Source organism: Mesorhizobium sp. M0771 (genome assembly GCF_040320155.1).
In the GTDB taxonomy this organism is placed as follows: domain Bacteria; phylum Pseudomonadota; class Alphaproteobacteria; order Rhizobiales; family Rhizobiaceae; genus Mesorhizobium.
Genome location: NZ_JAMYPC010000003.1, coordinates 367,176 through 386,620 on the forward strand (window position 1 = coordinate 367,176; position 19,445 = coordinate 386,620).

General features: G+C 62.5%; 18 protein-coding genes and 4 pseudogenes. 5 read left to right on the plus strand and 17 right to left on the minus strand.

The features are described 5' to 3' along the window. Nucleotides 1-164 precede the first annotated feature (164 nt). A pseudogene (locus NKI05_RS07160) lies at nucleotides 165-831 on the minus strand (ABC transporter permease); the annotation flags it as partial. On the opposite strand from NKI05_RS07160, the gene NKI05_RS07165 reads away from it, so the two are divergent. Continuing rightward, on the plus strand, nucleotides 816-1,145 hold the full coding sequence (locus NKI05_RS07165) for a GMC oxidoreductase (protein ID WP_023815123.1): 330 nt from the start codon (nucleotides 816-818) through the stop codon (nucleotides 1,143-1,145). The pseudogene NKI05_RS07160 and the gene NKI05_RS07165 sit on opposite strands and share 16 nt — an antisense overlap. A gap of 10 nt (nucleotides 1,146-1,155) precedes the next feature. Here the strand turns inward: NKI05_RS07165 and NKI05_RS32250 are convergent. Together NKI05_RS32250 and NKI05_RS07170 are read right to left on the minus strand one after the other, a co-directional pair. Beyond that, nucleotides 1,156-1,280, minus strand: a pseudogene (locus tag NKI05_RS32250) (aldehyde dehydrogenase family protein); the annotation flags it as partial. A gap of 16 nt (nucleotides 1,281-1,296) precedes the next feature. Next, on the minus strand, nucleotides 1,297-1,461 hold the full coding sequence (locus NKI05_RS07170) for a hypothetical protein (protein WP_023704359.1): 165 nt from the start codon (nucleotides 1,459-1,461) through the stop codon (nucleotides 1,297-1,299). Between NKI05_RS07170 and NKI05_RS07175 the strand changes: the two are divergent. Continuing rightward, a pseudogene (locus tag NKI05_RS07175) lies at nucleotides 1,421-1,674 on the plus strand (MBL fold metallo-hydrolase); the annotation flags it as partial. The gene NKI05_RS07170 and the pseudogene NKI05_RS07175 sit on opposite strands and share 41 nt — an antisense overlap. 23 nt (nucleotides 1,675-1,697) lie before the next feature. On the opposite strand, the gene NKI05_RS07180 reads toward NKI05_RS07175, so the two are convergent. The 7 genes from NKI05_RS07180 to NKI05_RS07210 all read right to left on the minus strand — a co-directional run bounded on the left by NKI05_RS07180 (nucleotide 1,698) and on the right by NKI05_RS07210 (nucleotide 9,354). Next, nucleotides 1,698-2,441, minus strand: a complete 744-nt coding sequence (locus NKI05_RS07180) for an ATP-binding cassette domain-containing protein (RefSeq protein WP_023686849.1) — start codon at nucleotides 2,439-2,441, stop codon at nucleotides 1,698-1,700. Nucleotides 2,442-2,450: 9 nt separating this feature from the next. After that, nucleotides 2,451-3,650 (minus strand): alanine racemase, encoded by a 1,200-nt coding sequence (locus NKI05_RS07185; RefSeq protein WP_023708374.1) that lies wholly within the window; start codon nucleotides 3,648-3,650, stop codon nucleotides 2,451-2,453. A 12-nt stretch (nucleotides 3,651-3,662) separates the two neighbouring features. Continuing rightward, complete coding sequence (locus NKI05_RS07190; protein WP_023686847.1) at nucleotides 3,663-4,631, minus strand: ABC transporter permease; 969 nt, start codon at nucleotides 4,629-4,631, stop codon at nucleotides 3,663-3,665. Between the two features lie 35 nt (nucleotides 4,632-4,666). Continuing rightward, nucleotides 4,667-5,728, minus strand: coding sequence for a substrate-binding domain-containing protein (locus NKI05_RS07195; RefSeq protein WP_023681811.1), 1,062 nt, complete (start codon nucleotides 5,726-5,728; stop codon nucleotides 4,667-4,669). 68 nt (nucleotides 5,729-5,796) lie between these two features. Continuing rightward, nucleotides 5,797-6,858 (minus strand): substrate-binding domain-containing protein, encoded by a 1,062-nt coding sequence (locus tag NKI05_RS07200; RefSeq protein WP_023667731.1) that lies wholly within the window; start codon nucleotides 6,856-6,858, stop codon nucleotides 5,797-5,799. A 31-nt stretch (nucleotides 6,859-6,889) separates the two neighbouring features. Continuing rightward, nucleotides 6,890-8,143 carry a M20 family metallopeptidase gene (locus NKI05_RS07205; protein ID WP_023667730.1) on the minus strand — a complete coding sequence of 418 codons (1,254 nt, stop codon included), beginning with the start codon at nucleotides 8,141-8,143 and terminating at the stop codon, nucleotides 6,890-6,892. After that, nucleotides 8,140-9,354: an ROK family transcriptional regulator gene (locus NKI05_RS07210; RefSeq protein ID WP_023681814.1), complete on the minus strand. Its 1,215-nt coding sequence runs from the start codon at nucleotides 9,352-9,354 to the stop codon at nucleotides 8,140-8,142. The genes NKI05_RS07205 and NKI05_RS07210 overlap by 4 nt, the downstream gene beginning before the upstream one ends. 916 nt (nucleotides 9,355-10,270) lie before the next feature. Here NKI05_RS07210 and NKI05_RS07215 point away from each other — a divergent pair. Both NKI05_RS07215 and NKI05_RS07220 read left to right on the plus strand, forming a co-directional pair. After that, nucleotides 10,271-11,563 carry a family 1 glycosylhydrolase gene (locus NKI05_RS07215; RefSeq protein WP_352792286.1) on the plus strand — a complete coding sequence of 431 codons (1,293 nt, stop codon included), beginning with the start codon at nucleotides 10,271-10,273 and terminating at the stop codon, nucleotides 11,561-11,563. 478 nt (nucleotides 11,564-12,041) lie between these two features. Further along, nucleotides 12,042-12,197: a MucR family transcriptional regulator gene (locus NKI05_RS07220; RefSeq protein WP_502898759.1), complete on the plus strand. Its 156-nt coding sequence runs from the start codon at nucleotides 12,042-12,044 to the stop codon at nucleotides 12,195-12,197. A 172-nt stretch (nucleotides 12,198-12,369) separates the two neighbouring features. Here the strand turns inward: NKI05_RS07220 and NKI05_RS07225 are convergent, their stop codons facing one another. The 7 genes and pseudogenes from NKI05_RS07225 to NKI05_RS07255 form a co-directional block, all read right to left on the minus strand. Next, nucleotides 12,370-12,918, minus strand: a complete 549-nt coding sequence (locus NKI05_RS07225) for a hypothetical protein (RefSeq protein WP_023667727.1) — start codon at nucleotides 12,916-12,918, stop codon at nucleotides 12,370-12,372. Nucleotides 12,919-13,152: 234 nt separating this feature from the next. Continuing rightward, nucleotides 13,153-13,377: pseudogene (locus tag NKI05_RS07230) on the minus strand (Arm DNA-binding domain-containing protein); the annotation flags it as partial. 282 nt (nucleotides 13,378-13,659) lie between these two features. Continuing rightward, nucleotides 13,660-15,222, minus strand: a complete 1,563-nt coding sequence (gene guaA, locus NKI05_RS07235) for a glutamine-hydrolyzing GMP synthase (RefSeq protein WP_023707954.1) — start codon at nucleotides 15,220-15,222, stop codon at nucleotides 13,660-13,662. 55 nt (nucleotides 15,223-15,277) lie between these two features. After that, on the minus strand, nucleotides 15,278-15,943 hold the full coding sequence (locus NKI05_RS07240; RefSeq protein WP_023745697.1) for a 5'-methylthioadenosine/S-adenosylhomocysteine nucleosidase: 666 nt from the start codon (nucleotides 15,941-15,943) through the stop codon (nucleotides 15,278-15,280). After that, on the minus strand, nucleotides 15,943-16,401 hold the full coding sequence (locus NKI05_RS07245) for a PaaI family thioesterase (RefSeq protein ID WP_023686843.1): 459 nt from the start codon (nucleotides 16,399-16,401) through the stop codon (nucleotides 15,943-15,945). Before NKI05_RS07245 ends, NKI05_RS07240 begins: the two co-directional genes overlap by 1 nt. An 84-nt stretch (nucleotides 16,402-16,485) precedes the next feature. Beyond that, the gene (locus NKI05_RS07250; RefSeq protein WP_245261809.1) at nucleotides 16,486-16,926 is read right to left on the minus strand and encodes a TspO/MBR family protein; all 441 of its coding nucleotides are present in this window, start codon (nucleotides 16,924-16,926) and stop codon (nucleotides 16,486-16,488) included. 84 nt (nucleotides 16,927-17,010) lie between these two features. Next, nucleotides 17,011-18,300: an RsmB/NOP family class I SAM-dependent RNA methyltransferase gene (locus NKI05_RS07255; protein ID WP_352792287.1), complete on the minus strand. Its 1,290-nt coding sequence runs from the start codon at nucleotides 18,298-18,300 to the stop codon at nucleotides 17,011-17,013. A gap of 319 nt (nucleotides 18,301-18,619) precedes the next feature. Here NKI05_RS07255 and NKI05_RS07260 point away from each other — a divergent pair, with 319 nt between their 5' ends. Then, on the plus strand, nucleotides 18,620-19,297 hold the full coding sequence (locus tag NKI05_RS07260; protein WP_352792288.1) for an MIP family channel protein: 678 nt from the start codon (nucleotides 18,620-18,622) through the stop codon (nucleotides 19,295-19,297). The last annotated feature ends 148 nt before the right edge of the window (nucleotides 19,298-19,445 follow it).

The window sequence follows — 19,445 nt, forward strand, 5'->3', positions numbered from 1 at the left end:
GCCGACTGCATCGACATTGCGGCGACTGCCTTCGAAGCAGGAGCCGCTCGAGAGGCAATATTGCGGCGTTTTAGATCCCGGCCTTCGGCTGCCCCCCGGGCGCAAGCAGCCAACCGGTCGGCGATCGCAACTGCCGTGAACAACCTATTTCACCGGCTCGGGCATCACAGCCTACCCTCGGCGGTTGCGAGCCGGCCCCGCATCAATTCGCGGCGCTTTCGAAACTCTGTGTATTCCTGGTCGGCCAGTACCCCGATCTGGATCACCGATCCACTCACGGCAAAGTTGAGTGAGGAGGGAATGCCTAGAAGATTGCCAAGGTTCTGAAGCACCTGCAGCAAGATCGTTCCAAGCACCACACCAATGATTGACCCTTCCCCGCCCCGCACGAGAACCCTCCAAGGACGGCGGCGGCGATCGCGTAGAGCTCGTAGAAATTGCCGTGCGAGCTTGGCAGGATCGAGCGTGTGTACATTGCGAGAAAGATGGATGACAGCGCCGTCAGCCCGGCGCAGATCACATAGGCGCAGATGATAACCCGGCCGGTACGGATTCCCGAAAACCGCGCGGCCTCTTCATTTTTGCCGACGGCGTAGAGGTATAGTCCGAAGGCGGTACGGTGCAGAACGACCAATCACCGCCGCCAGGACAAGCAGGAAGACAAAAGAATGAGGAATGGGAATGGAGGTAGGCATTGTTGGTAAGAACCGAAACCAGATCGGTGCGACCGGTGGTGAGATATTCCAGATCCTCGAAGCGGGTTTCGTAGGGAAAGCCTGCCGTCGCATCTTGGTGTTGCCCTGCTGCTCGCCGGCATGAAGATCGCCCGCACCATCCTGCGTCAGCCGGCCCTGCAGGCGGTGATCGCCGAGGAGCTGTCGCTGGGCGGGGCCGCCGACCTTTCCGATCAGTCCATAACAGACCACATCCTCGAACACGCCAAAACGGTCTATCACCCCTGCGGCACCTGCCGGATGGGCAGCGATGACCAGGCGGTGGTCGACCCGCAATTGCGCGTGCGCGGCGTGCCGCGCCTACGCATCTGCGACGCCTCGATCATGCCGCGTCTCATCAGCGGCAACACCAACGCGCCGGTGATCATGATCGCCGACCGCTGCGCCGATTTCATCCTCGGCAGCGCTTAGCGAGAAACGGTCAGCCGAGAGAAATCCAGGCTGTTTTGAGAGGGTGTATCTGTCCAGCGCATGCAGCGACTTGTCGCGACCGAAGCCGGACAGCTTGACGCCGCCGGGCGGCACGGTGATGTCGGCGCCGCCATACATTGCATAGGTCCTATCAAATCGAGACTGGGATAGCGGTGCCAACGCGCTGCTGTTGGCCGCCAGAAAGCTGGTGCGGATACGCCTGGAGAAATTCAGGCGATGCAGGCAACTTCACCAGACGCAGCAGCTCCAGCAGCATCCATGACGGCGCCGAAGTCGCGCCCGGCTTCCAGATCATCGCTGCGCCGGCCACACGCCCGGCCACTCGGTCTACCTCGCAAACTCCGGCAAGGAACAGCGCATGATTTCGGCCGACACGATGTATGTGCCAGCGCTGCTGGCGCCGCATCCGGAGTGGCAAGGCAGCTACGACCAGGACGGGCCGATGGCGATCACCACGCGGCACAAGCTGATCGATCGCGTGATCGCCGACAACATCCGGATCTCGGGCGGGGGCTCTCAGAGAGGTTCCTGCTATTGCTGCTGCAGGCCGGTGATCATGGCAATGATCTCGTTCTTATCGGTCTTCGCGGTCTCGCGAATTCCAATCTGCTTGCCACGCCTGAGAACACAGATGCGGTCGGAGAGCTTGAAGACCTGGTCGAGGCTGTGGCTGATGATCAGGATGCCGACATTGCGCTGCTTCAGCGACTGGACGATAGCCTCCACCCGGGCGGTTTCGGCAACGCCCAGCGCCGCCGTCGGCTCATCCAGCAGGATCAGCTTGCTTGCCCAATGCGTGGCGCGCGCGATCGCAACGCCCTGGCGCTGGCCGCCGGAGAGATCGCGGATAGTGGCGTGCGCGGAGGGGATGCGCACGTCCAGTTCCTTCACCAGTTTCTCGGTCTCGTCGATCATGCGGCGGCGGTCGAGCAAACCGAGGCGGTTCAGCGGCTCGCGGCCGAGGAACATGTTCATGTAGACCGTCTGCTGGTCGGCCAGCGCCAGGTCCTGGTAGACGACCTCGATGCCGTGCGCGCGCCCCATGGTGGCATTCGACATCGTCACCGGTTTTCCTTCGATGACGATGGTGCCGGACGAGGGCGGGTGGACGCCCGAGACGATCTTGACCAGCGTCGACTTTCCGGCGCCGTTGTCGCCGACGAGTGCAACGATCTCGCCCGGGAAAACCTCGAGCGAAAAACTCTCGATCGCGGTGATGCCGCCGAAATTCTTGCGAATGTCGTGCAGCTGAAGGATGGGCGCGCTCACCGTCATGTGTTTCTCCTAGACTGGCCAGGCATAGGGTTCACCGAAGCCGTTCTCGATGGTTTCCACTTTCGGATTGTCCGTCGAAATGCCCGACACGCCGACAATATGGGCGCGGGTGACGAAGGCCTGGCCACGGAAGCCGAACACGGCGCTGTCGCCAGGCTTCGGCGCGTTCGCGCCGGCGGCATCGATCATGGCGTAATAGTCGATCGCAGAGGGCGGCGGCACCTCGACGCTGCGCAGTGCCGAGCCTGCCGTCGTCGGTTCAGCCGAGACGATCGCCTTGACGTCGTAGTCGGGGAAGATCGGATCGATGTAGAAGCCGCCGCCAAGGCAATAGGCCTTGCCGCCGGAGAGATGCGAGACCTCGGTGAGATAGAGCACCGCCGGCAGCTCCGGCAAATCTTCCATGACATGCAGCGCGGTGGTGCCATGCAGTCCATTGCCGGGCTCGCACTGCGTCGCGCCGGCCTCGGCGAGTGCCGCCAGCATAACGCTCGACGTGGTGCCCGGCGCGTTGATCTCAATGTCCTTGCGTCCTGCCTTAGCCAGCGCTTCCGCAGCTTTCGCGAGCGTCGCCAGATTGGGGGTCGGCAGCACTTTTCGCGAAGCATGGTCGAACAGCAGAGCAGGGAAAGTGGTGATGCCGGCGAAACGGCCGCCTTCGACGGCATCCAGCCGGTCGGCGACATCGATAATGTCGGCGGCATTGAAACCGCCTTCATGGCCGCGATAGAAGATATCGCCTTCGGCGGCGATGCGGGCCAGCAGGTCCTGCACATAGCCGGCCGCCTTGGCGCCTGTTGCCGCTTCCCCAGCCTTGGTATCGTTGAACACGGTCCAGTAGTCCGGCTTGAAGGTTTTCGCCGCAGCCGCCGCTTCGAATTTTGCGACCTGCTGGAGATGGCCGAGATGGCCAAGCTTCATGCCTGCCTTGTGGGTGGCGCGGGCGCAAGCCATGTCGACGGCGACCGCGCGGTCAATGCCGCCGCGCATCACGGCCCGGCAGAACGACGAGGAGCGGCCGACCTGCTTGGTCATGGCGAAGATCTTCAGGCCGTTGCGGCTGGCTTCGCTCTTGAGAACCCGCGCATTGGCCTCAACCGTGTCGAGATCGAGCACATAAGCATTGGCCGGCAACTTACCTTGCTGGTGCAACCGGATAGCTGATTCGATGAAGGCGGGGTTGCGGCGGCGCAGAATCTCGAGAAACATGGATGGCTTCCTTCAGCGGTTCTTTTCGCGCAGCGACACGGCGACTGCGGTCAGGATGATGAGGCCACGCACGATCATCTGGTCGGAGACCGACAGGCCCATCAGGATCAGGCCGTTGTTGAGCATGCCCATCATCAACGAGCCGACCAGCGCGCCGACCACGGAGCCCTTGCCGCCATTGAGCAGCGTGCCGCCGACGATGACGGCGGCGATGACCGTCATCAAGTCGGTTTCGCCGAGAGTATATTTCGCCGCCTGCAGGCGACCGGCATAGAGCAAGCCGGCAAGACCGGCGAGCCCGCCGCTGATGGTCAGCACGGCGAGCCTGATCCTGGGCACGCTGATGCCCGATACGCTTGCGGCGCGGGCATTGTCGCCGGTCGCCAGCACATGCGCGCCGAAACGGGTTTCGCGGAACACCAGGTGGCCGATGGCCACGGCAATCACCGACCACCAGACGAGTGAGGGGACACCGAGCAGCGAGCCGGAACCGAAGAAGCCGGTGAACGCTTCGTTGGTCACCGAGATCGAGCGAAGGTCTGTCATCGAACGCGAAACGCCGGCGAACAGGCCGAGCGTCGCCAGCGTCACCAGGAAGGAGGGCAGCCTGACATACGCCACCAGCACGCCGTTGATGACGCCGATCAGCAGGCCGGCGCCGAGGCCGGCGACTATCCCTGCCGGCATGCCGTACGCGTTGATGGTGACGGCGGCTGCAAGGGCCGCCACCGCCACGATCGAGCCGATCGACAAATCTATTTCGCCGGCCGACATGACGAAGACCAGGCCGATGGCCATGATCGTCACCGGCGTCGTCTGCAACACGATGTTCGATAAGTTCCGGACGGTGAGGAAGCCGCTGTCCCTCAGCACAATGGCGAAGAACAGAAAGATCGCCAGGAAACCGAGGTAGACGACATATTGCTGCAGATTGAAGCGGCTTGCGAAGCTGCTACCGGCGCTGGTGTTGGCACTGGACATTTTATCCCTCCGGTGGTGAGCGCTTCGCCTCGAGCCTATTTCACCGCGTCCGCGATGGCCGCCGGTACGTCCCTGTTGAGGGACTTCCTCCAACCGTCCTTCACCGTGTCCTTGGTGACGGCGATGGAATCTACGGCATAGAATGGTTCGGCCTTCTTGCCGACCAGCGAACCTGCCGAGGCGCGCGCCAGCGTCACGCCAATGCTGTAGGCCTCGTCGGCGACGAGGGCCGCGATGTTGCCGCCCTTGACCATGTCGAGCGCGGCAGGCTCGTTGAGGTCGAGCGTGACAATCTTGGTGTGTGTGTTGCCGGCACCGCGCAAGGCCGAAAGCACGCTCAGCGCCGGTTCGGCCCAGGTGACATAGATGCCGTCCAGGTCCGGATGCTGGGTGATCATCGCCTGGGCGATGTCTTCGCTGCGCGCCGGGTCGGCCATGCCGGCCTCGGCCTCGATCTTCATATCGGGATAGTCCTGCTCGATGGTCTTCTTGAAGGCCTGGTCGCGCTGGTTGGTGACGTAGAAGTCGGCATCGTGGAAGATGTAGCCGACCTTGCCTTTCTTGCCGAGCGCCTCGGCCATGGCGATGCCGGCCTTGTTGCCCATCTGAAAGAGATCGTCGGAGACGATGGTGACATAGTCCCTGCCCTGCTTGTAGCCGGCCGGGGAATTGTCGACGAAGCCGAGCTTGACGCCGGCCTGGCGTGCCGGATCGTAGACCGAAGCTGCGGTCGCCGGATCGACGGGAAGCGACAGGATGATCGACGGCTTTTTGGCCATCACCGTCTCGATATCGGCCTTCTGTCGCGCGGCGTCGAAACCGGCATCGGTCTGCGCCACCACCTCGATGCCGAGGCGCTTGAATTCGTCATGGGCGCCGGCGTTGACGGCGTTGGTGTATTCGCTCATCTCGTGCCAGACGAGGGCGGCGGTGAACTTGCCGTCCTTGATCTGCTGCTCTTCGGCTGGCGTCAGCGTAAGACTGCTCGCCGGCACCGGCTTTTCACCATTCGGTCCTGTGGTGACGCCTTCAGCGGCGAAGGCGTGCATGGCTAGCAGGCTCGCCACTGTCGTTATGATTACAGATGCTTTGCGCATATCCCGGTTCCCTTTTTGTTGTGTCGAAGAAAAGCTCCGGTGCGGCGGGCCGCGCCCGAGCGAGAGCCTTACTTGGCCGCGTCGAGCACCGGCTGCGGCGCGTCGCGGTTGAGCGAGTCCTTCCAGCCCTGCGCGACATTCTCCTTGGTGACGGTCAGGGCCGGGGCGACGACGAAGGCCGGTGTCGGCTGGCCAAGCAGCGACTTCATGCCGGAAGCAGCCATGGCGCGGCCGAGTTCATAGGCCTTGTCGGCGACGAGGGCTGCGACATTGCCGCCCTTGACCATGTCGAGCGCGACCGGCTCGGCGAGGTCGAGCGTGACGATCTTGGTCCTGGCGTTGCCGGCGCCGCGTAGCGCCGACAGCACGCCGTCGGCCGGCTCGGCCCAGGTCACGTAGATGCCGTCGAGATCGGGATGCTGCAAAAGCATCGCGTTGGCCAGTTCCTCGGCGCGGGCCGGGTCGGATATGCCCTGTTCGGCGACGATCTTGATGTCGGGATACACCTTCTCGATGGTGGTCTTGAAGGCTTGGTCGCGCTGGTTGGTGACGTAGTAGGCAGCGTCGTGGAAAATGTAGCCGACCTTGCCCTTGCCGCCAATCGCCTTGGCCATCGCGTCCGCAGCCTGCTTGCCCATCTGGAATAGATCGTCAGTCACGATCGAAGCGTAATCGGTGCCCTGCTTGTAGCCCTTGGGCAAGTTGGACAGGAACACCAACTTGGTGCCGTCCTTGACCGCCTGGCGGAAGGCTTCTGCCGAGGTGACCGGGTCGAGCGGCAGCGCCAAGATGACGTTGGGCTTGGCGGCCAACGCCGTCTCGATGTCGCTGCGCTGGCGGGCGGAGTCGAACTGGGCATCCGTTTTGACCGCAATGGTGATGCCGGCGCGGGCGAATTCGTCGGTGGCGCCGGCGGTTACCGCATTGGTGAAATCGGACGAGGTGTGCCAGAGCAACGCAGCCTTGTAGCCCTTGTCCTTGAGCGCGGCGATGTCGGCATCGCTTAGGATCACGTCGGCGCTCGGCGTGGCGCTCTCGCCCTGCGGGCCGACCGTCTGTGCGAAAGCTGGGTTGGCGGCAAGCATCAATCCGCCGGCAAAGGCGGCGGCGATCAGTGTCTTCATCGGCATGTCAGTTCTCCCATTTTGCTTCGTTGGTGGTTCAGTCGGCCACGCCGCAATAGCGGGCCATGAAGGCGGCGAAGCCGACTATGCCGGCGAAATATTCCTCGACATCCACGTGCTCCTCGAATGTGTGGCAATTCCTGATGTCGCCGGGCGCGCAATAGACGGCAGGAATACCGAGCTGATTGATGATGAAGGGGGACTCCGACCAGAACGGTGCGCCCTCGATGACGCCGCGTCCGCTCATTGCGCCAGCCATCGCGTCGGACAGCATGGCGACTTCTGCCCGCGTTTCGCCGATCTCGGCAGCGGTGCCGCCCAGCCTGTGGTCGCGGCCGGCGGGGTAGGCGAACTCTACCGAAATATCCGGATCGGTGATCGCGCCGCGCACGGCAGCCTCGATCTCGGCGGCGGCGGTGTCGAGGTCTTCGCCAGGCAACAGCTTACGGATCAGCGAGAGCGTGCAGCGCTCGGGAACGGCAATGTAGCCGCCGCCGGCAAGCCCGGTGATAAGCAGGAAGCCGCGCCCGACCAGTTTGTGCTCGGCGCGCGCGGCGACCTCATCCGAATGCTTCCAAAGCGCCGTCATCGCGGCATGGCTTGCACGGAGCGCATCCTTGCCGAGTTCTGGCACACCGAAATAGGCGGATTTGCCGGTAATCGAGATATCGGTGATGAAGAAGCCGATCTGCGCCGCATAAACGGCCAGGCGGGTCGGCTCGACATAGACGCTGAAATCGGGTGCTGTGACCTCGCCGGTCTCGATGCGTCCGACGAAGTGCTTGATCCCGGCGGAAATGCCGGTGCCGGGCTGGCCGCTCTCCTCGTCGCCGATGAAAGCGAAGGCGACGTCGCCCTTGAGGCGAACGCCTGCCTTGTCGAGTAGCGCGAGTGCCGCCAGCGAAGCAGTGATGCCGGCCTTGAGGTCGCCTGAGCCGCGGCCCCAGACAGCACCATCAATGATCGGGGCGGCGAACGGATCCTCACGCTCGGTGCCTGCCCAATGCTCGCGCCAGCCGTCGACATGGACGGTGTCGGTATGGCCCATGAACAGCAGGCGCTTTCCCTGGTCGGCCCCCTTGCGCTCGCCCCAGATGTTGGGCCGCCCGGGAAGAAATTCCGTCCTGGTCAGGCCGCTGAGGTCAAGGTCGCGCATCCTGGCTTCTAGGAAGTCGACGAAGTTGGCTTCGTTGCCGGTGATGCTCTCTCGGCCGATGGCGCGGCGAAACAGCGTTAGTGCGTCGTCGCGGTCGAGCGCTGCCTGCAGGCGGGCGGTAATATCGTGAGTCATATCGCGGCCTCCTTCAGGGCGGCGGCCTGGGCAGGCGGCAGCGAAATCCGGCCATCAGGCGCGTCGACGCCGAACAGCGTGTTGTGCAACTGGCCAAGGCCGATTGCCGCCGCGCCAATGAGGGCTGCGCGTGCGCCGAGTTCGCTCGCCTCGACCCTGACCGGATAGGGGAAGCATAGCGGCAGAAGCGCCTGCACCCTGGACAGGATTTCGGGCCGCAACCCAATCGAGCCGCCGAGGATAAACTTTTCTGGATTGGCGATTGCCGCGATTGCCGCAACGCCTTGCGCCAGATGGCGGGCAGTTTCGTCGAGCACGGTGAGCGCGTCCTTGTCGCCAAGCGCGGCATTCTCGAATATTGCCGGCACCGAGACCTGCCTGCCGGTGAGAGCGTGGTAGCGATCGGTCATGGCGTGGGTGGCCACCGCGCGTTCGAATGCGCCGGTGCGCAGTGATTCCTCGGTGAAGGGATCGGCCCCGATCGGCATGAAACCGATCTCGCCGGCGGCGTGCCCAGCACCCCGCACCAGATGGCCGCCCAGCATCAGCCCGCTGCCGATGCCGGTGCCGAGCGCGATGTAGGCGAGATTGTCGATGCCCTGGCCTTGGCCGAGCCAGTTCTCGCCAAGCACCGCGAGATTGACGTCGTTCTCGATCATCACCGCGACGCCGAGCGCTTCTTCGAAGGCATCCAGCACATTCATTGTGTCGAAGCCGGCAATGTTCGGCGCCATTAAAATGCGGCCGGTGGCCGGGTCAGGAGCGCCAGGCGCGCCGATGACGGCCAGGCGTATCTTCTTGCGCGCGACGTGCTGTCTGGCCGCGGCATCGAAGGCCAGCGCTGCAATCTGATCGACGACGAACTGGCCGCCGCGCGGGTCGGTCGGTGTGGCGGCTTCGGCAAAGATCTGGCAGGCAAGGTCCGTCAGCGCGACCCGCACCTTGGTGCCGCCAAGGTCGACGGCGATGATATAGGCTGCGTCGTGGACCAGTTCGTAGGTGACGGCGGTGCGCCCGACATGGCCGCTGGTGCGGCCGGTTTCCTGGACCCAGCCCTCCTGCTCGAGCCCGCGCATGATTTCGGAGATGGTCTGCTTCGACAGGCCCGTCAGCTTGGCGATCGAGGCGCGGGAGATCGGCCCGCCCTGGACGATCGCTTCCATCACGGAGCGCTGTGAGAACTGACGGGATATGCGCGGCAGGTCAGTCACATTGAACTCCGGTTAATTCGTTCTATGACCGAACTTATTATTCGGAACTGGACCTGTCAATGTATGTTCGCGAGCGGCCGTTTTTGCGTACGCGAACATTGATCCGGAGGCAGGATTCAGGCGCGTTGCTGCCGTTCGGCAGAAGATAAATGCGGTCAGGGAGTGGCTGGATCAGCTTCTTGAGTCAATTGGGCGACAGCTTCGTAGCGCGTTGACAAATAACGATCATGCTAGTCTCTGAGGGGCACTGTTTTCTACAGGAGATCAATACAGCGGATGGTTCGCCGGTCCATATCTCTCGTATTCTCTCGTGGGTCTGTCGAACCAAAGGACGATGAACGAGACTAACTATTGGGTTCGAGAATATCGGTGATGTACCGCGGGTCTGCCTCCCAGTGAATGGCTCAAATGGGGCCGGCAGCGGAACGTCCGTTTGCAGTTTGCAAACGTGGATAACTGCCATACCGCCTTAACTCGCAAAGACCCGTTTGACGCCAACTGGTCTGGCCCGAAGCCGACATCTCCGTCCAGCATAGTCCGACCATGTTCGGCGCAAGCTGCTCGCTTGAACCGTGGGATAGAATTCCGCCAATTTCGACCCGCCTATGCCTGGGTGGCCCCTGCTCACAATCACGAGCGTAGCGCCATCTTTCCGAATGGCCGGGTGAGGCTGGAGAAATCGCCGCTGAACCTTCTCGACCAGCCATTCTCCGGCTTTGGCAAAAAGCCGGTTCGAAGGCTTTTCCGCCATGTGCCGTTGCCTTTCGCAACGAACGGTCAACCGACTGTGAATAGCACTTGCAGGCACGTGGTTGTCAGGCGCCCACCGAACTTGACAAGCAGTCTTGCAGGAACTGCGTCGAGCACTGAACGTTTGACCAAGCGCGGGCATCTCCGCCTTGGCTAAGGACCATCAATGTTCACGTTCATGTTTGCCACCGGCATCGAGAACAGCACCCCCACCATTCGACAAGGCCGGGAGCGCGTCGACGAAATGGAAAAATGCCGCTTCTACGAACGATGGCGCACCGACTTCGAACTGGTCCAGGATCTCGGGGTGCATTTCCTCCGCTACGGACCTCCCATCCACAAAACATGGCTGGGTGACGGACGTTATGATTGGGCATTCGCCGATGAGACCTTCGCGGACCTGAAGGCGAAAGACATTCTTCCGATCGTCGACCTTTGCCATTTTGGCGTGCCGGACTGGATTGGCAACTTCCAGAACCCGGACTTTCCGACACTATTCGAGCACTACGCCAGGGATTTCGCGATGCGCTATCCGTGGATCCAGCTCTTCACCCCAATAAATGAGATGTTCATCTGCGCCACCTTTTCGGCCCGCTGGGGATGGTGGAACGAACAACTGAGCAGCGACACTGCTTTCGTCACCGCCCTCAAGCACATCGTGAAGGCGAACGTGCTTGCCATGCGGGCGATTCTCGAGGTGCGGCCGGACGCCATCTTCATTCAGAGCGAATCCTCGGAATACTTCCACGCCGATTCTCCCGAGGCGGTCGGCAGAGCGGAACGGTTCAACAGCGAGCGTTTCCTGTCGCTTGACCTCAACTACGGTCATGACGTCGACGCGCACACCTATCGCTATCTTCTCGAAAACGGGATGACGGCCGAAGAATACAGTTTCTTCCTGGAAAGCCATCTGCGCAGGCATTGCGTGATGGGCACCGACTATTACCAGACCAACGAACATCGGGTTTGGGCAGACGGAACGACGTCCGGGTCCGGCGAGGTGTTTGGCTATGACGAGATCACGCGGCAGTACTTCAACCGCTACCGGCTTCCCGTAATGCATACGGAGACCAACATCAGCGAAGGCCCCAATGGAGACGAGGCCGTCTATTGGCTGTGGAAAGAGTGGGCCAACGTGCTGCGGATCCGCAACGATGGCATCCCCATCGTAGGCTTCACCTGGTACTCGCTGACGGATCAGGTGGACTGGGACAGTGCGCTTCGGGAGAACAACGGACGGATCAATCCGCTCGGCCTCTATGACCTCGACCGAAATCCGAGGGCGGTGGGGCGCGCTTTCAAGGCGCTGATCGCGAACTGGAACAAGCTGTTGGCCACACAAAGTGTCTGCCTTGCTTTGCCGGTCTTTCTTCCCTCACAGCAAGACGATGCCATTGTTCGCGCGCAACAGGATTATGCGCGCAGCCTGCTGAGCGTGGATCGGGTCGCTGAAGGCTGAACTGAACCACTTGCTGCTCCCCAGAAAGAGGTCGAACCCGATGCGCCTGGATAACAAGACTGCATTGTAACCGGTGCTGCAAGCGGCATTGGACTGGCAATCGCCATGCGGTTGGGCACCGAAGGTGCACGGGTGAGCCGACGTGGGTGGAGGCAAGGTCGAGAAGGCGCGCATCGGTTCGACAAGGGGCGCGCCGGGGAGGCCGCTATCACGGTGCTGTCGACTTGCGCTCACGCGTTCGGCAGGTTGGTAATAATCGTCAACAACGCGCCGGCCTGATAATCTTTAACCATTGAGGCATTCACTAGAGCGGGCTGGCTGAAGGTGCTGAGCGTCGACCTGCTGGGAGCAATTTATTTCGCCGGAAAGGCATTCGCTCATATGACATCTGGGGGGCGTCATCGTAAAACATATTGAGTGTGCGCGGTCGAGACGAGCTCCGCATGTCGAGCTATACGCCGCGGCAAAGGCCACCCTCCTGTCTCTAACCGAGACCCGACGCAGTTCGCACCTTGGCCGACTGGGCATGAATCCGGACGATTACCGAACCAAATGGAACCTGCCTCGCAATTACCCGATGGTGGCACCCAACTATTCGGCAAGCGTTCCGCATATCGCCTCTAACACCCAGTAGCGGACAGCTCTCGCCTGAGGCGTCAGTCGTCGTTGAAGCGCTCCGGCATCGCATTCGAGGCCAAGGCTGGTGCACAAGGATCATGACATCGAATTCCACTCTTTACAGGAACAAGTGCCTTTCCTCGGGATTAGGATTCGACGCCGCAACGGCGTCGAACCCCAAAGGAGACTCACATGAAACGTAAGATTTTGACAGCTACAGCGATCTCTCTCTGTCTCGCCACCGCGGCCTTGGCGCAGTCGTCGGGAACATCCAGCGGCACGAACGGAACGTCCGGCTCATCGGCCGGGTCCAGTATGAGCTCTACGTCCGGCTCCGGCCAAAGCGGTATCCCGAGCGGCTGGGACAGCAAGCTCTCCGGCTCATTCTTCAGCGACGCCAATTCGGGAAGACTTCTGTCGCAGGATGAGATCCGCAAGAACTGGTCGTCCCTGAGCTCTGAACAGCAGGCACAGGTTCGCTCCGACTGCTCGAGGATGACGGCCAGTAACGGCACTGGCTCTGGCACAATGACCGGCACGTCAGGTAGCTCGGCTTCGACCGGCAGTGATACAACGGCGAGTATCGGCACCGGCTCTGGCACAGCCACCGGCACTTCAGGCAGCTCTGGTTCGACCGGCAGTAACACCACGGCCAGCAACAGCACTGGTTCGGGTACAACCACCGGCACGTCGGGATCCTCGAATACAGCTGGCGATACGACCGCCAGCACCAGCACGGGTTCGGGCGCGAACTCGGCTGCTCAAATGGCTTCGATGCGGCAACTCTGCACTCAGGTTCAAGGGATGTGAGTGAATGCGGCGCTCCGGGCCGGCTTGGCCGGAATAAGAAGAGGCCTTGGAGGCCCGGGCATCGCTTTGGTTTGGTAGCCATTTCGGCGCTGAAGTCGGCCGGAGACCGGGGTGACAACTCGGCGCTTGTCGCGCTGCTTTTCTATCGCCGGCGACCGTCACTCGCCAATAGCGCGCTTCGCGTCGAGACACTTCTCCCGGCTGAGGCAAGCGAGATTCCGTCCCGTCCATACCTGCCAAGATAGACCGTCTCGCGGCCTCCGTTGAGCCTGTAATCCAGCCGAAAGGAGATCGCGCCACTGGGCATGACGCGAACATACATGCCGTCGCAATCTTGTAGATGTTCTCTTTTGGTTCAGGGCTTTAAGGGCGACGTCCGTCAGCATTCCCCGCTACCTCCTGAAAAGTACCGTCAGTACAATTTCGAGGCTCTTCGGCAGAAATTTTGTTTTATCTTCAATTCCTTAAGGCATAAAAAAATACCGTCAGAGCCTCATTGGATCTGACGGTACTTCGAAAAATCTGAGCTACCAATATGCGGAAGGTCCCTCAGCCGGTCCGTCAATCCAATCTCTGCGCACCGATTGTCGCCGAATGGGTTTATATGTGTTGTCAAATAGTTATGGCGTACAATGGCGTGTTTTCGGCGGCGTTTGAGTGGGCCTGAATCACTCCCACTCGATGGTGCCTGGCGGCTTTGACGTCACGTCGTAGACGACGCGGTTGATGCCGCGGACTTCGTTGATGATGCGGGTGGCCGCCGCGCCGAGGAAAGCCATGTCGTAGTGGTAGAAGTCGGCGGTCATGCCGTCGACGGACGTCACGGCGCGCAGGGCGCAGACGAATTCGTAGGTGCGGCCGTCGCCCATCACACCGACGGTCTGCACCGGAAGCAGCACGGCGAAAGCCTGCCAGATGGCGTCGTAGAGGCCGGCCTTGCGGATCTCGTCGAGATAGATGGCGTCGGCCTCGCGCAGGATTTCGAGCTTTTCGCGGGTGATACCGCCGGGGCAGCGGATGGCAAGGCCTGGTCCAGGGAACGGATGGCGGCCAATAAAACTTTCGGGCAGGCCGAGTTCCTTGCCCAGTGCCCTCACCTCGTCCTTGAACAGTTCGCGCAGCGGCTCGACCAGCTGCATGTTCATGCGCGCCGGCAGGCCGCCGACATTGTGGTGCGACTTGATGGTCACCGACGGGCCGCCGGTGAAGGAGACGCTCTCGATGACGTCGGGATAGAGCGTGCCTTGCGCCAGGAAATCGGCGCCGCCGAGTTTCTTGGCCTCTTCCTCGAACACTTCGATGAACAGCCGGCCGATGGTCTTGCGCTTCTTCTCGGGGTCGGACTCGCCTTCCAGCGCCGAGATGAATTTTTCCGACGCGTCGACCAGGATCAGCGGCAGATTGTAGTGCTGGCGGAACATCGCCACCACGCCGGCGGCCTCGTCCTTGCGCATCAGGCCATGGTCGACAAGAATGCAGGTCAGCTGGTCGCCGACCGCTTCGTGGATCAAAAGTGCGGCGACCGATGAATCCACGCCGCCCGACAGCGCGCAGATCACCTTGCCCTTGCCGACCTGTTTGCGAATTGTCTCGACCGCATGCTCGCGATAGGCGCGCATCGTCCAGTCGCCTTCGATGCCGGCGATGTTGTGCACGAAGTTTCTCAGCAGCCTGGCGCCATCCGGCGTATGCACAACTTCCGGGTGGAACATGATGCCGTACATCTTGCGCGCGACGTTGCCGAAGATGGCGAAAGGCGAGCCTTCCGACTTGCCGAAGACTTCGAACCCCTTGGGCAGCGAGATGACGCGGTCGCCATGGCTCATCCACACCTGGTGGCGCTGGCCTGGCGCCCACAGGCCCTCGAACAGCGGGCTGTCCTTTTCGATCTCGACGAAGGCGCGGCCGAATTCGCGATGGTTCGAGCTTTCGGCGACGCCGCCCATCTGCACGCAAATGGCCATCTGGCCGTAGCAGATACCGAGCACAGGTACGCCGGCATCGAAGACGATCTGCGGCGCGCGCGGGCTGCCGATGTCCGATGTCGAGGCGGGACCGCCCGACAGGATCACGGCTTTCGGATTGATGCGCTTGAAGGCAGCTTCGGCCGATTGGAACGGCACGATCTCGGAAAACACGCCAGCCTCGCGGATGCGGCGGGCGATGAGTTGCGTAAACTGGCTGCCGAAATCGACAATCAGGACTGTATCGGGATGATTGGCTGTCGTCATGGCGAGCCTTTAGAGAAAGAAACGAGTCGGCGCAATGGGGTGCGCAACCCGACTTTCAGAGCGGCGCCGACTCTTGCCCAGGCTGCTCCTTGTGTAGCGTGCCGGAGCCGATGGCCTGTTCGAGCCGAGCGACCGCATCCGCCAGCTTCTCGTCGATGACATGCAGATATTCGGTCCAGTCGCCAACGTGGCGCAGATCGGCTGCACCGTCTGAAATGCCGCGCAGGCCGATAAGCGGGACATCGAACAACTGGCAGGCGCGCAGGCAGGCGAAGGTTTCCATGTCGACCATATCGGCGGCGATGGCGTCGTAGGCGGCGCCGGTGATGATGGCGCCGCCGGTCGACAGGCTGGCTTCTTTAATGCCCGGTATCCTGAATGATAGCGGGACGGTCACCGGCAGGTCGAGGAACGGCGTCGCGCCTTTTTCGAAGCCTAGCGGCGAAGCGTCGATGTCGCGATAGCTGACCGAGACCGCCTGGTAGATTTCCGTCTGCTCCAGTGTGCGGCTGCCGGCGGAGCCGAGCGAGACGACGAGATCGGGCAACGCCTTCTCGGATTTCAGCCATGACAGTTCGGCGCCGAGCCGCACACCTGCCTCTACCGGGCCGACGCCCGTCATCAGCGGCGTGAACAGTTTTTGCAGATGCGGACCGTACTCGGCCTGCGCCGCCATGACGAAGAGGACGTCCTTGCCACCAATTCGCGTAATTTTGGCCATCAGCCTGCTATCCCGTCACGGCCAACCACCGTCATCATCGTGCCGGTCATGGTCGCGATCAGCTTGGCCTCGCCATCGGCGGCAAAGGCGTAGGCCTGGCCGTCGGCGACGATGATGGTGCGGCCGGGCTTGGTCACCGAGCCGCGGAACAGGAAGCGTTCGCCCCGGCCGGGCGCCAGGAGATTGACCTTGAACTCGATGGTCAGCACGCCGGAATTTTCCGGCATCAGCGAGAACGCGGCGTAGCCGCAAGCCGAGTCCAGTGCGGTCGAAATCACGCCGGCATGCAGGAAACCATGCTGCTGCGTGAGTGCGGCCGAATAGGGCATTTCGATCTCGATGATGCCCGGCGTCACAAGGGTCAGCTCGGCGCCAATGGTCGCCATCGCCTGCTGGCGGGCGAACGACGCCCTGACGCGGTCCTCATAATCGGGTGCGGGTACGATCTTTGCTGCCATGGCCATCGCCCTGATTTATCTGCAAAGCTTATCGCAGACGCCTGAACGCCACGCAAATGCTTTTGCTGCACTGCAGCAAAGCACTCAGTTCAACAGGAGCAGCGACGCATTGAGCAAGGTGGCGAAGGCCACCCATAGGGAATAGGGCGCAAACAGCCAGCCGGAAACCCGATCGCGGTTCCACACCGTGGCTATGAACAGCGCAATGCTGGCGAGAAGAGCCAGGATCACGACCAGTGCCGGCCCCACCAGTTTGGCGCCGAAGAAAGTCGGCGACCAGGCGAAGTTCAGAACAAGCTGGAGGGCCCAGATCTTCATCGCGGCGCCTGCTCGTTCCCGCTCCCATGTCCGCCAGCCGGCTACGGCGATCAGGACATAAAGGAGCGTCCAGGCCGGCGCGAAGACCCAGTTGGGCGGGTTGAAGGGCGGCTTGGCGAGCGAGGCATACCATTCACCCGGCAACGTCGCATAGCCGATCAACAGGCCGCCGCCGAGCACCAGAATGAGGAAAAGCAGAGGCGACACATATCTTTGCAAGAATTCTACCCCGTCTGGCGGCCGACGCCGCGCATCTGCAACTGGCGCTATGTCAGCCTGTCAATCGCAGCGTCAATTCGCCCGACGCAGCGCACAGAAATGGAACCCGTCGGTGCCGCTGAGCGCCGGCGACAGCGAGATATCGCTTGTCTTGCCGATCCGGGCGGCCGCTGCGTGGCCGGGGAAGCTGGCATCCCAGAGCGCGCGATGATCGACCGGAACGAAGCCCTTGTGCCGCTCGCGGAAGGCAGCGATCTGCTCGCCATTCTCCTCGTCGAACACCGAACAGGTGATGTAGACCAGCAGGCCGCCCGGTTTGACATAGGCCTTGGCCGCGTCGAGGATCGCCGACTGCTCGCCCTTGCGGGCATCGAGCTGTCTTTGCGTCAGCCGCCATTTGGCGTCTGGACGGCGCCGCCAGGTGCCACTGCCGGTGCAGGGCGCATCAACCAGCACGATGTCCATGTGGCCTGCGAGGGGGCTGAGCTCAGCCGGCTTGGTGACAACCTGGACGTTGCGGTTTTCCGAACGGCGGAGGCGGTCGAAGATCGGCGCCAGCCGCGCTTTTTCGGCATCATGGGCGAAGACCTGGCCTTTGTTGGCCATCGCCGCCGACAGCGCCAGCGTCTTGCCGCCGGCGCCGGCGCAGAAATCGAGCACCTGCATCCCGGCTTGCGCGCCGGCAAGGGCGGCAACGATCTGCGAGCCTTCGTCCTGGACCTCGAACCAGCCTTTCTGGAAGGCCGGCTCGGCCTGTACGTTCGGGTGCCTGCCGTCGCCGTCGATGGGCGGGATGCGAATGCCTTGCGGCGCGATAGCGGCTGCCTTGGCGCCGGTTTCGGCGAGTTCCGCCAGCACTTTGGCGCGGTCGGACTGCAGCGTATTGACCCTGATGTCGAGCGGCGGGCGGGTCGCCAAAGCCGCCCCTTCCGCAACCCAGTCTGCGCCAAAGGATCGTTCGAAGAGCGGCGCGCACCAGTCGGGTATGTCCGCCCGCACCGCCTCCGGCGCGTCTTCAGGCCGGCGCTCGGCCAGCGCCTGCAACTCGGCGGCGCTGAGCAGCGGCGGCGCGAACTTGTCACCCTGGAGCGCATCGTTAAGCGATTGCGGCGTCTGGCCCCATTCGATGAGCAGCGCGCCGAAGCCGATGGCGCGGGGCGTGTCTTCACCCAAAAGCCAGCCGGCGGAACGTTTGTGGCGCAGCGCGTCGTAGACGATGTTGCCGATCGCCGCGCGGTCGCCGCCGCCGGCAAAGCGATGCGACAGGCCCCAATCTTTCAGCGCATCGGCCACCGGCCGGTGGCGCCGGCCAATGTCGTCCAGCACTTCAATGGCTGCCGCCAGCCGTCCGCCCAGTCGCATTCGTCATTCCACCTATCGAGCACAGTATCCTTCGGCCTGCTCTTAGAGCGTTTCGCGTCGAGATTGAACCCCGCTTGAATTTCGCGGCGACGAGGCCTTCCGCTCGCGGCCGACGATTTTCCCCGCCGGCAAATGTCCGCCCGCCGGCGATAACAAGTCTCAAATATATGCAAGATCTCTAATGTTGGTAACTGGCCGCCGTAAGCACGATCTGTGGCGCAATTGCTCTGCTTTCCAAGCTTTTGCGTTGGGAATACTCTTTGCGCCATGATTCGCGGCGCGGAAAAGCGGACCGACGGATCGATACGAGGAGAGGGCAATGAAAACGTATCTTGCGGAAGTTCTAGGGACATTTCTATTGGTGTTTATCGGCACGGCGTCGGTGGCGACGGGTGGCTTTCTCGCCGACTTGCCGCTGGGCCAGGAAGCCATCGGCCTGGCGTTCGGCATCGGCCTGATTGCGGCGGCTTACGCGGTGGGTCCCATCTCAGGCGCACATCTCAACCCGGCCGTCACGCTCGGCGTCTTCCTTGCCGGCCGGCTGCCGGCCAAGGATGTGATTCCTTACTGGATCGCGCAGATCATCGGCGCCATTCTGGCCTCGCTGGCGCTGTGGATCATCGTCTCCGGCCAGACCGGCGGGCACACCACCGGTTTCGGCGCCAATGGCTGGGACGTGGCGAAATGGAGGACGAGTTCGGCCTTCCTGTGGGAGCTGATCGGCACCTTCACCTTCGTCACAGTCATCCTCGGCGTCACCGCCGAGAAGCACTCGACGGCGTTCGCCGGCCTGGTCATCGGCCTGACGCTGGCCGGACTGCACTTCGCAATGATCCCGGTGACCGGCACCTCGCTCAATCCGGCGCGTTCGATCGGCCCGGCGCTGTTTACCGGCGGCGCAGCCCTCAGCCAGCTCTGGCTGTTCATCGTTGCGCCGCTGATCGGCGGCGCAATCGCTGGCGTCGTCGCCAAGGCACGCATCTTCGAAAAGGACTGATTTCGAAGCCTGCGAAAACGAAGGGGGGGGGGGGGGGGGCGCCCCCCGGGGGGGGGGGGGGGGGGGTGGGGGGGGGGGGGGGTACGGCGGGGGGGGGGGGCGAAGGGGGGCGCCGGGCGGCAGATGAGACCAGAATATTTTCCACGGC